Source organism: Pseudomonas sp. UBA6562 (assembly GCF_002434265.1).
Taxonomy (GTDB): domain Bacteria; phylum Pseudomonadota; class Gammaproteobacteria; order Pseudomonadales; family Pseudomonadaceae; genus Aquipseudomonas.
Window position 1 is genome coordinate 25,848 of record NZ_DJJS01000008.1, and the last position, 13,064, is coordinate 38,911.

Annotated in this window: 9 protein-coding genes; 7 read left to right on the forward strand and 2 right to left on the reverse strand. The window is 65.5% G+C overall.

Features of this window, described 5'->3' with window-relative positions; genetic code table 11:
• The first annotated feature begins 12 nt into the window (after positions 1–12).
• Complete coding sequence (locus tag B4M43_RS15955) at positions 13–1,599, forward strand: ABC-F family ATPase (RefSeq protein ID WP_296268446.1); 1,587 nt, start codon at positions 13–15, stop codon at positions 1,597–1,599.
• A gap of 225 nt (positions 1,600–1,824) precedes the next feature.
• Here the strand turns inward: B4M43_RS15955 and B4M43_RS15960 are convergent, their stop codons facing one another.
• Complete coding sequence (locus tag B4M43_RS15960; RefSeq protein ID WP_296268447.1) at positions 1,825–3,201, reverse strand: L-serine ammonia-lyase; 1,377 nt, start codon at positions 3,199–3,201, stop codon at positions 1,825–1,827.
• Positions 3,202–3,347: 146 nt separating this feature from the next.
• Here B4M43_RS15960 and B4M43_RS15965 point away from each other — a divergent pair, with 146 nt between their 5' ends.
• The 3 genes from B4M43_RS15965 (at position 3,348) to B4M43_RS15975 (ending at position 5,967) form a co-directional block, all read left to right on the forward strand.
• Complete coding sequence (locus B4M43_RS15965) at positions 3,348–4,307, forward strand: LysR substrate-binding domain-containing protein (RefSeq protein WP_296268448.1); 960 nt, start codon at positions 3,348–3,350, stop codon at positions 4,305–4,307.
• Positions 4,308–4,505: 198 nt separating this feature from the next.
• Entirely contained in the window at positions 4,506–5,336 is an 831-nt protein-coding gene (locus B4M43_RS15970) for an AraC family transcriptional regulator (protein ID WP_296268449.1), read from the forward strand.
• A 49-nt stretch (positions 5,337–5,385) separates the two neighbouring features.
• On the forward strand, positions 5,386–5,967 hold the full coding sequence (locus B4M43_RS15975) for a LysE family translocator (RefSeq protein ID WP_296268450.1): 582 nt from the start codon (positions 5,386–5,388) through the stop codon (positions 5,965–5,967).
• A 29-nt stretch (positions 5,968–5,996) separates the two neighbouring features.
• Here the strand turns inward: B4M43_RS15975 and B4M43_RS15980 are convergent, their stop codons facing one another.
• Entirely contained in the window at positions 5,997–7,208 is a 1,212-nt protein-coding gene (locus B4M43_RS15980) for a sugar transporter (RefSeq protein ID WP_296268451.1), read from the reverse strand.
• A 301-nt stretch (positions 7,209–7,509) separates the two neighbouring features.
• On the opposite strand from B4M43_RS15980, the gene B4M43_RS15985 reads away from it, so the two are divergent.
• From B4M43_RS15985 to uvrA, 3 genes are all read left to right on the forward strand, one after another.
• Positions 7,510–9,636: a TonB-dependent siderophore receptor gene (locus B4M43_RS15985; RefSeq protein ID WP_296268452.1), complete on the forward strand. Its 2,127-nt coding sequence runs from the start codon at positions 7,510–7,512 to the stop codon at positions 9,634–9,636.
• Positions 9,637–9,794: 158 nt separating this feature from the next.
• Complete coding sequence (locus B4M43_RS15990) at positions 9,795–10,334, forward strand: WYL domain-containing protein (protein WP_296268453.1); 540 nt, start codon at positions 9,795–9,797, stop codon at positions 10,332–10,334.
• Between the two features lie 177 nt (positions 10,335–10,511).
• Positions 10,512–13,037 carry an excinuclease ABC subunit UvrA gene (gene uvrA, locus B4M43_RS15995; protein ID WP_296268454.1) on the forward strand — a complete coding sequence of 842 codons (2,526 nt, stop codon included), beginning with the start codon at positions 10,512–10,514 and terminating at the stop codon, positions 13,035–13,037.
• The last annotated feature ends 27 nt before the right edge of the window (positions 13,038–13,064 follow it).

Consider the following 13,064-nt stretch of genomic DNA (forward strand, 5'->3'; position numbering starts at 1 on the left):
TAGGTAAGGCAATTGATCTCCACCGCTAATATCACCATGCAGTTCGGCTCCAAGCCCCTGTTCGAAAACGTCTCCGTCAAATTCAACAACGGCAACCGCTATGGCCTGATCGGTGCCAACGGCTGCGGCAAGTCCACCTTCATGAAAATCCTCGGCGGCGACCTTGAGCCCAGCGGCGGTCAGGTCATGCTCGAGCCCAACACCCGCCTGGGCAAGCTGCGCCAGGATCAGTTCGCCTACGAAGAATTCAACGTCGTCGACACGGTGATCATGGGCAACGGCCCGCTGTGGAAGGTCAAGGCCGAGCGCGAGCGCATCTACTCGCTGCCGGAAATGACCGAGGAAGACGGCATGGCCGTCGCCGAACTGGAAACCGAGTTCGCCGAAATGGACGGCTACACCGCCGAGTCCCGCGCCGGCGAGCTGCTGCTCGGCCTGGGCATTCCGCTGGAACAGCACTTCGGCCCGATGAGCGAAGTGGCGCCTGGCTGGAAGCTGCGTGTGCTGCTGGCCCAGGCACTGTTCTCGGACCCGGACGTGCTGCTGCTCGACGAGCCGACCAACCACCTGGACATCAACACCATCCGTTGGCTGGAAACGATTCTGACGGCGCGTAACAGCACCATGATCATCATTTCCCACGACCGGCACTTCCTCAACAGCGTGTGCACGCACATGGCCGACCTGGACTATGGCGAGCTGCGCCTGTTCCCAGGCAACTACGACGAGTACATGACCGCCGCCACCCAGTCGCGCGAGCAGTTGCTGTCGGACAACGCCAAGAAGAAAGCACAGATCGCCGAGCTGCAGACTTTCGTCAGCCGCTTCTCGGCCAACGCTTCGAAAGCCAAGCAGGCCACCTCGCGCGCCAAGCAGATCGACAAGATCCAGCTGGCCGAGGTCAAACCATCGAGCCGGGTCAGCCCGTTCATCCGCTTCGAGCAGACCAAGAAGCTGCACCGCCAGGCGGTAGTGGTCGAGAAGATGGCCAAGTCGTTCGACGACAAGGTGCTGTTCAAGGACTTCAGCTTCACCGTCGAGGCCGGCGAGCGCGTGGCGATCATCGGCCCCAACGGCATCGGCAAGACCACCCTGCTGCGCACCCTGGTCGGTGAACTGAAGCCGGACGCCGGCGCGGTGAAGTGGACCGACAGCGCCGAGGTCGGTTACTACGCCCAGGACCACGCGCACGACTTCGAAGACGACGTGACGCTGTTCGACTGGATGGGTCAGTGGGTCAGCGGCGAGCAGGTCATCCGCGGCACCTTGGGGCGCATGCTGTTCTCCAACGACGAGATCCTCAAATCGGTGAAGGTCATCTCCGGTGGCGAGCAGGGGCGCATGCTGTTCGGCAAATTGATCCTGCAAAAGCCAAACGTGCTGGTGATGGACGAACCCACCAACCACTTGGACATGGAGTCGATCGAAGCGCTGAACCTTGCGCTGGAGAACTACCCCGGCACGTTGCTGTTCGTCAGCCACGACCGGGAGTTCGTCTCCTCGCTAGCAACTCGGATCGTCGAGTTGACGCCCGAAGGCGTGGTCGATTTCAGCGGCACCTACGACGATTACCTGCGCAGTCAGGGTGTGGTGGTCTGATCCCGCTGGCTACAAAAAACGGCGCCTGGGCGCCAGTATCAGTCAGTTGAGCAATAGGGGCCGCTTTGCGGCCCATCGCGGCTAAAGCCGCTCCCACAGGGTGACTCCTACTCTGTTGAAGCAACTTCAGCCGCGAGAGGCTACAAAGAAGCCCCAATAGCACGGCTTTGGCTCAACTGACTGATACTGGCGCCCAAGCGCCATTTTTCGTCACAGCAGAACTGCTCAGCACTCGACGAACGCCACCGCCAAGCCACCCCGCGAGGTTTCCTTGTAGTTGGCATGCATGTCGGCGCCGGTGTCGCGCATGGTGCGGATCACCCGGTCCAGGGAGATGAAATGCTCGCCGTCGCCGCGCAGCGCCATCTGCACGGCGTTGATGGCCTTGACGGCGGCAATGGCGTTGCGCTCGATGCACGGCACCTGCACCAGGCCGCCTACTGGGTCGCAGGTCAGGCCCAGGTTGTGTTCCAGGGCGATCTCGGCGGCGTTCTCGACTTGCGCCGGGGTGCCGCCGAGGATGTCGGCCAGACCGGCGGCGGCCATGGAACAGGCCGAACCCACCTCCCCCTGGCAACCGACTTCCGCACCGGAAATCGAAGCGTTCTTCTTGCACAGGATGCCCACTGCGGCAGCCGCCAGCAGGAAGTTGACCACGTCGTCGTCGCAGGCGCCGGGGTTGAATTTCATGTAGTAGTGCAACACCGCCGGGATGATGCCGGCCGCCCCGTTGGTGGGCGCGGTGACCATGCGCCCGCCGGCGGCGTTCTCTTCGTTGACGGCCAGGGCGAACAGGTTCACCCACTCCATCGCGCTCAGGGTCGAGCCGATGACGTTGGGTTTGCCGATTTCCTGCAGGCTGCGGTGCAGCTTGGCGGCGCGGCGCTTGACCTTCAGGCCACCGGGCAGGATGCCTTCGTTGTGCAGACCGTTCTCCACGCACTGCTGCATGGCGGCCCAGATCTTCAGCAGGCCTGCGCGGATCTCTTCTTCGCAACGCCAGGCGCGCTCGTTGGCCATCATCAGTTGGCTGACGCTCAGGTGGTAGGTCTTGCACAAGGCCAGCAACTCGGCGCCGGAGGAAAACTCATAGGGCAGCTCGACCTGGTTGTCGGTGCTGGCCGGCGCATCGATCTCGCTTTCTTCGACGATGAAACCGCCGCCGACCGAGTAATAGGTCTGGCTCAGCAGGCTCTGCTCGCCCTGCCATGCCTCGATCGTCATGGCGTTGGGGTGGTACGGCAGGCTTTCGTCGAGCAGACGCATGTCGCGGGCATAGTCGAAATCCACCGGCCGGCTGCCGTCGAGCATCAGGCAGCGCTCCTCATGCAGTTGCGCGATGCGCGGCTCGATGCTGTGCGGGTCGATCTGATCGGGCCATTGCCCCATCAGGCCGAGCAGGCAAGCGCGGTCGGTCGCATGGCCGACACCCGTGGCCGACAGCGAGCCATACAAGCGTACTTCGACCCGTGTCACCTGTTCCAGCAGGTTGGCTGCACGCAGCGCCTGGGCGAACGTGGCGGCGGCCCGCATCGGCCCCACGGTGTGAGAGCTGGAAGGACCGATGCCGATCTTGAACAGGTCGAATACACTGATAGCCATGCTAATACCTCGCGGTGCGACGCCCTGGGGCTAACGCACGGAGCCTGCGGAACGTAGATGTTTGCTGTTGTTGGAGCCTATGGTGTTCCGCAGTGCCTACAATGACCAACGAAAATTCCTAACCAAGCCTTTAGCAGGACTAAACAATGAAGGGGCAGTTGAATGGCCAGGTGTATGTCTGGCTGCATGTGTTCGCTTGTGCCGCCCGGCATTTGTCGTTCACCCGCTGCGCGCAAGAGCTGCACATTACGCCCGGCGCCGTCAGCCAGCAGATGCGCCTGCTCGAAGAGCGCCTGGGCTTTCGGCTGTTCGTGCGCCGTGCCCGTGGCGTGGAACTCACCGCCGAAGGCCAGCGTCTGGCGCAGACCGTCAGCGATGCCTACGGCAGCATCGAGGCCGAGCTGTTGCGCCTGGACGCCGGGGAAATCCGCGGCACCCTGCGCTTGCGCTCGATCCCCTCGTTTCTGGCGAAATGGCTGACACCGCGCCTGCCGCGCTTCCAGCAGCGCTATCCGGACATCGAGCTGCGACTGGTGGCCGAAGACAGCAGCCAGGCGCTGGACCAAAGCGAATTCGACCTGGCCATCGACCTCAACGACGGCAGCTACCCGGGCATGCTCTCCACACCCTTGCTCGACGAGCAGATCTTCCCGGTCTGTTCCCCGGCCCTGCTGCGCGGCCGCCCGCCCCTGCATGGCCCGGCGGACCTGATGCACTACCCCTTGCTGCATGACATCACCGCCTGGCGCGGCAGCTCGGAATACGCCGAATGGGAGTTCTATCTGGACGGTATCGGTGCGGGCGGGCTCGATGTGCGCCGCGGCCATACCTTCAACCGCAACCACCTGAGCATCGAGGCCGCCATCGCCGGCGTAGGCGTGGCCATCGCCCGCCGTACGCTGCTCAACGACGAACTGGAGCGCGGCGCGCTGATCGTGCCGTTCGGCGTGCCGATCCCCAACCACAAACGCTATGTGCTGCTGTACTCCCAGGCCGGGCTGTTGCAGCCGGGCGCGCGGGCGGTGCACGACTGGTTGGTGGAGGAAGCGCAGCATTTCCGCGCGCTGCACCCGCTGGCCTTGGCCGACGCGGGTGGGCTGCAATGAACGCGGGCTTCAGGGTTGCACAGACGTTCCAGACGCAACCGACCGACGGCGGTTAGGCTGTGAGCGCGGTCAGGCCAAGCGCAGCCCATCGCACCTCAGGCATCGTCTGCGCGCTTGCCTGCCAGCAGTGAAGTGGCGTCCGGATTCGCACCTGTCGAGTGCTGCTTCTCCCTTGAACCCGGCGCCCTGGAGACGCCCATGAGCAACTGGATCGACCTCAACCAAGACGCCGCCACCGGTATCGAGTCGGTTCGTGCGCACTTCGTCGGGCACGCCTACGACCCGCATTTCCACGACAGCTTTCTGGTAGGTGTCACCGAACAGGGCGTGCAGCAGTTCAATTGCCGCCGCGTGCGCCACCAGAGCACTCCCGGCCAGGTGTTCCTGCTCGAGCCCGGCGAGCTGCACGACGGCCACGCGCCGACGGCAGACGGCTTCACCTACTCGATGCTCTACCTCGACCCCCACTGGCTGGAGCGTGAGCTGCATGCGGTGTTCGAGCAGGTGCCGCAGCACGCCCTGCCAGGCTTTGCCGACACCCTGTGCCAGGACCCGCTGTTGGCCAGCGCCACCTTGCGCGCGTTCCAGGCGCTGCATGGCAGGGAACTGCGCATCGTGCGCCAGACCGCCAGCGACGAGCTGCTCGCTGCCCTCACCCGGCACTTGCAATGGCGCAAGCGCCTGCACCCCGACCCGCGCCTGCCGCTGACCGCCCAGCGTGCGCGGGAATACCTGCATGCCCACGCCCATCAGGACATCGGCCTGGACGAGCTGGCCGCCGCTTGCGGCACCGACCGCTACCGGCTGACCCGCGCGTTCAAAGCCGCCTACGGCATCGCGCCGCATGCCTACCTGATTCAATTGCGCCTGTCCCAGGCGCGCATTCTGCTGGCCCGCGGTCATACCCCGGTCGATGTCGCCTCGCGTCTGGGTTTCGCCGACCAGAGCCATCTGGGCCGCTGGTTCCGCCGCGCCTACCGGCTGACGCCCGCCGACTACCGCAAGCGCTGCACAAAGCTTCCAGACTAGGCGGCGCCCATACGCCACGCTGGGCTCGCATTCGTCTGGAGCCCTGCCCATGTCACACGCCTTGTTGCCCTTCGCCCTGTTCGCTTTCGTCGCCAGCATCAGCCCCGGGCCGACCAACCTGCTGATTCTGGCCCATGCCGCCCGGCGTGGCTGGCGCGCCAGCCTGACGCCGCTGCTAGCCGCCTGCGCGGCGGCGGCAGGCATCGTGCTGGTGGTGGGTTTGGGCCTGGGCGATTGGCTGTTGGGCCAGCCGCAAGTGCAGCGCTGGCTAGGTTGGCTAGGGGTGGCCTGGCTGAGCTGGATGGCCGTGCAGATGTTGCGCAGCGCCAGCGCACCGCTGGAACAGGCCCAGGCCCGCACGTTCGGCCCGGGCGCTGCGGCGGGATTGCAGTTGCTCAATCCCAAGGTGTGGTGGATGGCGGTGGCGGTGATCGGTGTGTTCGCCAGTCCGACACTGCCGGTATGGCTGCTGGCCGTGGTGTTTCTGCTGGTCGCGCTGCCGTGCATGGCCGCCTGGGCCTGGCTGGGCGCCAGCAGCGCGCGCTGGTTGCAGGCGCCAGGCGCGCTGCGCTGGTTCAACCGAGGCCTCGCGGGGCTGCTGTTGGCCTCGGCCTGGTTCAGCCTGCTGTGAACCGCGAGGGCGTGCGATCGGGTGAAGGCTTACGACTTGGCGCCGGCCATGTCGGCTTGCGTCAGGCGCCGGGTGCTGAGCACCGCGATCAGCAACCCAAGCACCGCCACGCTACCGCCCACCAGGCCGATGTTGGCCACGCCCAGTTGGCTGCTGACGATGCTGCCTAGCAAGGCGCCGCCGCCGATACCGATGTTGTAGATGCCCGAGAACAGCGCCATGGCCACATCGGTGGCGTCGCTGGCCAGCTTCAGGGTCTTGGCCTGCAGCGACAGGCTGAAGCTGAGGATGGCGATGCCCCAGAACATGCTCAGCCCCGCGAACGCATAGAAGTTGCCCGACAACGGCAGCAGCGACAGCAGGCACGCGCCCAACAAACCGATGGCGCCCAGCAGGAAACCATGGGGGAAGCGCTCGCTGTAACGGCTGAACAGCACCGAACCGAACAGGCCGGCGCCGCCGAACAGCAGCAACACCAAGGTGGTGCGTTCGCCGCCGATCTTGGCGACGTCCAGCGCGAACGGCTCGATGTAGCTGTAGGCGGTGAACTGCGCGGTGATCACCAGTGCGACCAGCAGGTAGGTGATGACCAGCGCCGGGCGCTTGAACAGGACCGGCAAGCTGCGCAGCGAACCCGAATTCTGGCTGGGCAGCAACGGCAGCGACTTGAACAGGCACAGCAAGGTGCCCAGCGCCACGGCGGCGATCCCCAGGAAAGTCATACGCCAGCCCAGGGCTTCGCCCACCACTCGCCCCAGCGGAATGCCGAGCACCATGGCCAGCGTGGTGCCGGTCGCCAGCAAACCCAGCGCCTTGGCCTGCTGCCCCGGCGGCGCCACACGCACCGCCAGCGAGGCGGTGATGGCCCAGAACACGGCATGGGCCAGGGCGATGCCGATCCGACTGACCAGCAGCATGGCGAAGCTCTGCGCCAGCCACGACAGCACATGGCTGACGATGAACACCACGAACACCACCGTCAGCAGGCGCCGGCGCTCGACGTTGCGGGTCATGAGCATCATCGGCAGCGAAGCCAGTGCCACGACCCAGGCATAGATGGTCAGCATCAGCCCCACTTGGGCCGGGGTCATGGCGAAACTGCGGCCGATGTCGCTGAGCAGGGCCACCGGCACGAATTCGGTGGTGTTGAAGATGAACGCGGCCAAGGCCAGCGCAATGACGCTGAGCCAGCTGCCGCCGCCCACCGGAGCAGGGATCGAGGTAGGGATTGGACCGTTCATGGGCGAGGTGGGGTTCTCCGAAACGCAGCAATGGGCAATACGCCATCCGCCCATGGGGGCGCCGGCGAGAAACTGTTATTGGAAGGATTGCCAGGCATGGTACGCGCCGCGAGATTGAGCGGCAACCGCTCGACATCATGCAGGTCAAGCCAGGGACGGTGTGGCGACGGCGCCTAACGACCAACTACAGAGGACGGCGCAACGATATCTGGCACACCAAACAGCTTGTAACTGGTAATAATTCCCACATAAGATCGCGTCGCATTTTTATCCCATTTTCATTGCTTCAGGACCTCACCCGATGCGCCGTTCGCTCGTTTCGCTGTGCCTGCTCCCCGCCGCGCCCACCCTGCTCTGGGCCGCACAACCGCCGGTCGAGGCCGGCAACATTCAGCTTGATGCCGTGAGCATCAGCGCCGACAGCGATTACGAACGTGCCGATGGCCCGGTGCAGGGCTACAAGGCCAGCCGCTCGGCCAGTGCCACGCGTACCGACACCGCCCTGCACGAGACCGCGCAGTCGGTCAGCGTGGTCCCCAGAGACGTGGTCGAAGACACCGCATCCACCCGCCTGCAGGACGCCCTGGACTACGCGGGCGGCGTCGGCCGGGCCAACAATTTCGGCGGCCAGGGCCTGACCACCGTGACCGTGCGCGGCTTCACCACCGGCGAGTACTACCGCAATGGCTTTCCCACCAACCGCGGCTACCCCAACGCCCCCGACGCCAACACCGTCGAGCGCCTGGAAGTGCTGCGCGGCCCGGCCAGCGCCCTGTATGGCCGTGGCGACCCCGGCGGCACCTTCAACGTGGTCAGCAAGCAGCCGCAGGCCGAGCCCAAGGTCACCCTGGGCAGCCAGATCGACGACCAAGGCATGCATCGCGCCACCCTCGACGCCACCGGCGCGCTGAACCAGGACGGCAGCCTGGCCTACCGTCTGAACCTGCTGGGCGAAGGTGGCGAGAGCTTTCGCGACGACGTCGAGACCGAGCGCTACGACGTGGCGCCGGTGCTCAGCTGGCAGGTCAACGACAGCACGAAGATCGTGTTCGAAGGCGATTTCATGCGCAACAACCACCCGCTCGACCGCGGGCTGACCCGTTACCCCCGCCAATCCGGCAGCGCCTCGCGCGACACGTACATCTGGGAAAAGGGCAGCGACAACCTGCTGCACAACGACAACGACATGGCCCAATTGCGCTTCGAGCATCGCCTCAACGACGACTGGACCCTGGGCGGCGGCCTGCAATGGCTGGACGGCACGCTCAAGGGCAATGCCGTGGAGGCCAACGGCCTGCAAGCGGACAACCGTACCCTGGGACGCAACTTCAACTACCGCAAGCTGGAGTGGACCGACCGCGACTATCAGCTGAACCTGACCGGCCATTTCGACACTGGCTCGTTTTCCCACACGCTGCTGACCGGCGTTGAATACGAAGACTACGACTACAAGTCGATCATCATGCGTTCGTCCGGATCGCTCAGTGCCTACCCCATCGACCTCTACAATCCGGTGCTCGGCCAGTCGCGCCCTGCGCTGACACGCACGCCGACCCACGACACATCCAACCTCAAGACCTGGGCGTTCTTCGTCCAGGACCAAGTGGCCCTCACCGAGCGCCTCAAGGCCCTGGCGGCGCTGCGCTTCGAGCGCTTCGAGAACGAAAACGAGGACTACGCGCTGGCCACCCGTTCCTTCGAAAAGAGCGACAACGCCGTCACCCCACGGCTGGGCCTGATCTACGACCTGACCGATACGCTGGCGGTCTATGCCAACACCGCACGCTCCTTCAAGCCCAACACGGGCGCGGCCCGCGAAGGCGGCGGCTTCGACCCCGAAGAAGGCAAATCCTATGAGCTGGGTATGAAGTGGGAAGCGCTGGACGGCCAGTTGAGCGTCGACGCCGCGCTCTACCACATCGTCAAGAAAAACGTGCTGACCCTGGACCCGGTGGACACCGCCTTCCAGACCGCCGCCGGCGAAGTGCGCAGCCGCGGCCTGGACATCAACGTCGCCGGCAACATCACCCCCGAGTGGCGCATGATCGGCGGCTATGCCTATGTCGACGCGCAAGTGACCAAAGACAACCGCCTGCCCACCGGCACGCGCCTGGCCAACATCCCGCGCAACAGCTTCAGCCTGCTCAACACCTACGAGTTCCAGGACGGCATGGCTAAGGGCCTGGGCCTTGGCGTGGGGCTCAAGTACGTGGACGACCGCAAGGGCCAGACCGAAGCGCAGACCTACACCATGGCGCGTTACAGCGTGGTCGACCTGCTCAGCTACTACAAGGTCGACGAACACGTGCGCCTGAATCTGGACGTGAAGAACCTCTTCAACAAAGGCTATGACGAAGGCGCGTTCAACACGTATGCCTACCCCGGCGCTCCGCGCACGGTACAGGCAGGGGTGTCGTACACCTTCTAAGCCGATGCGCCAGGCCCCTACTCCCCTGGCGCACCGCCTCTATTCCAGGCCTTTGCGGTTCCCGCCAAACACTCTCCTCTGGCGGCGCGAGGCTTGGCGCGGTGGAGCACGCGAGCTATGCTGACAAGCATAGCCATGTGCCACCACCGGACCAGACCTTGCCCAGCAACTCCACTCGACAGACCATCGCCCGCCAATGGCGACTGCTCAAGCTGTTGCCCACCCAGCACCCCGGGACCACTTCCACCCATCTGCACCGTGCCCTTGCCGAGGCAGGCCACAGCACCAGCAAGCGCACCATCGAGCGCGACCTGAACGAGCTGGCGGGGTTGTTTCCGCTGCGTTGCAACGACAAAGGCACGCCGTTCGGCTGGTATCTGCGGCCCGACCCTACCCTGCACGGCCACGTGCCCATCACCCTGACCGACCGTGCACCGCATTCACGCGAAATCGAACTGTGTCTGTGGGTGGATGCCGCCCTGGCCGAGCGACTGCTCGACGCGCCCTTGGCTGACGACATGCAACTGCGGCGCGATAGCCAGGGCGGCGCTCACGTGGCGGCCACGGTGAGCGACGAGCCCCAGCTCATGGCCTGGCTGCTGGCCCATGCCGGTTCGCTACGGATCAAGCGCCCCCATGCGCTACGCACGGCCATGCGCGAGCGTTTGCAACACGCCCTGACGTTGAACCACGCCTGAACCCAAACCGCGCGGTCGCTGTGCAACCTGCACCACCGGTAGCGCTTCGAACCGCAAGCATTGGCTACGGTCCATAGCCAGGCGCTGTGCGGCAGCGGCTAACCCTGCGATCAGCCACCAGGCCGATTCGGGGCATGCCCGCCACAGCCAGCCCTCCAGCCGTTACAGGACCGCCCAATGCCCGCCAAACCGCCCTCATCTTTCACCCCCACCGGTTTCGTCAACGTGCGCGGTGCCCGTGAGCACAATTTGAAGAACGTCGATGTGCAGATCCCCCGCGACGCCCTGGTGGTCTTCACCGGCGTATCGGGTTCGGGCAAATCGTCGCTGGCCTTTTCCACGGTGTATGCCGAAGCCCAGCGGCGCTACTTCGAGTCGGTGGCGCCCTATGCGCGGCGCCTGATCGACCAGGCCGGCGTTCCGGACGTCGACGCCATCGAAGGGCTGCCGCCGGCGGTCGCCTTGCAGCAGCAGCGCGGCACGCCCAGCGCGCGCTCGTCGGTGGGCAGCGTCACTACGCTGTCGAGTTCGATCCGCATGCTCTACTCGCGCGCCGGCCACTACCCTGACGGCCAAGCGATGCTCTACGCCGAAGACTTTTCCGCCAACACCCCACAAGGCGCCTGCCCCGAGTGCCATGGCCTGGGCCGGGTCTATGAAGTCACCGAACAGACCCTGGTGCCCGACCCTTCGCTGAGCATCCGCCAGCGCGCCGTGGCCGCCTGGCCCCCGGCCTGGCAAGGGCAGAACCTGCGTGACATTCTCGTGACCCTGGGCCATGACGTGGACATCCCTTGGCGCGACCTACCGCAGAAGACCCGCGACTGGATCCTGTTCACCGACGAAACCCCGACCGTACCAGTGTACGCGGGGCTGACCCCGGCACAGATCCGCACGGCTCTATCGCGCAAACTCGAACCCAGCTACCAAGGCACGTTCAGCGGTGCGCGGCGCTATGTGCTGCACACCTTCATGCACTCGCAGAGCGCGCAGATGCGCCAGCGCGTGTCGCAGTTCATGCGCCCCGGGCCGTGCCCGGCCTGCCACGGCAAGCGGCTCAAGCGCGAGGCGCTGAACGTGACCTTCGATGGCCTGGACATCGCCGAGCTGTCGCAACTGACCCTCGACGAACTGGGCGAGGTATTACGGCGGGTCGCCGCAGGCAACGACCAGGCTTCGGACGAACCGGCCCTCTCTGCGGAAAAGCGCTTGGCCGCGCAACGCATCGCCGAAGAGCTGCTGGCCCGCCTGCAAAGCCTGCTCGACCTGGGCCTGGGCTACCTGTCGCTGGGCCGCAGCACGCCGAGCCTGTCGTCGGGCGAGCTGCAGCGCCTGCGCCTGGCGACCCAGCTCAATGCGCAGTTGTTCGGCGTCATCTATGTGCTGGACGAACCTTCGGCCGGTTTGCACCCGGCCGACAGCGAAGCCTTGTACAGCGCCTTGCAGCGGCTCAAGGAAGCCGGCAACTCGGTGTATGTGGTCGAGCACGACGTGGAGACCATGCGTCGCGCCGATTGGCTGGTCGATGTCGGACCCGACGCCGGCGAACGGGGCGGACGTGTGCTGTATAGCGGCCCGCCGGCAGGGCTGGCCGCCATCGCCGACTCGCGCACCCGCCCCTATGTATTCGATGAACACACGCACACTGCACGCGCACCGCGCCAGCCCGAGCAATGGCTGCACCTGCAAGGCATCACCCGCAACAATCTGCACCAGGTGGACGTCGCCATACCGCTGGGCTGCTTCACCTCGGTGACCGGCATCAGCGGTTCGGGCAAATCCAGCCTGGTCAGCCAGGCGTTGCTGGAGCTGGTGGGGGCGCAACTGGGCCGCGGCCCAGCGGCGAGCGAGGGCGAAACGCCCAGCCTGGAAGACGACGCCGAGCTACCCAGCACGGGCGAAATCACCCAGGGCATCGAACACCTCAAGCGTCTGGTGGACGTGGACCAGAAACCCATCGGCCGCACCCCACGCTCGAACCTGGCCACCTACACCGGGCTGTTCGACGCGGTGCGCAAGCTGTTCGCCAACACCGAACAGGCCAAGGCCCAAGGGTTCGACGCCGGGCGCTTTTCCTTCAACGTGGCCAAGGGTCGCTGCCCGCAGTGCGAGGGCGAGGGTTTCGTCAGCGTCGAGCTGTTGTTCATGCCCAGCGTCTACGCGCCCTGCCCGACCTGCCACGGCGCGCGTTACAACCCCGAAACGCTGGCCGTGACCTGGCAAGGCCTGAACATCGCCGACGTCCTGCAACTGACCGTGGGCCAGGCGCTGGAGGTATTCGCCGAACAAGCGGCCATCCGCCGCAGCTTGCAGGTACTGGCCGACATCGGCCTGGGCTACCTGCGCCTTGGCCAACCGGCCACGGAACTGTCGGGGGGCGAGGCGCAGCGCATCAAGCTGGCGACTGAGCTACAGCGGCAGGCGCGAGGCGCGACCTTGTACGTGCTCGACGAGCCCACCACGGGGCTGCACCCCGAAGACGTCGACCGCCTGCTGGTGCAGCTCAACCGCCTGGTCGATGCCGGACACAGCGTGCTGGTGGTGGAACACGACATGCGCGTGGTGGCGCAGAGCGACTGGGTGATCGACATCGGCCCGGGTGCCGGAACCCAAGGCGGTCGTGTGGTTGCGACGGGTACGCCTGACGAGGTCGCGGCCTGCGAAGACAGCCGTACTGCGCGTTTTCTGGCGCAGTGCTTATAAAAACGGTCCAGCGACGCGAGTCGAGCA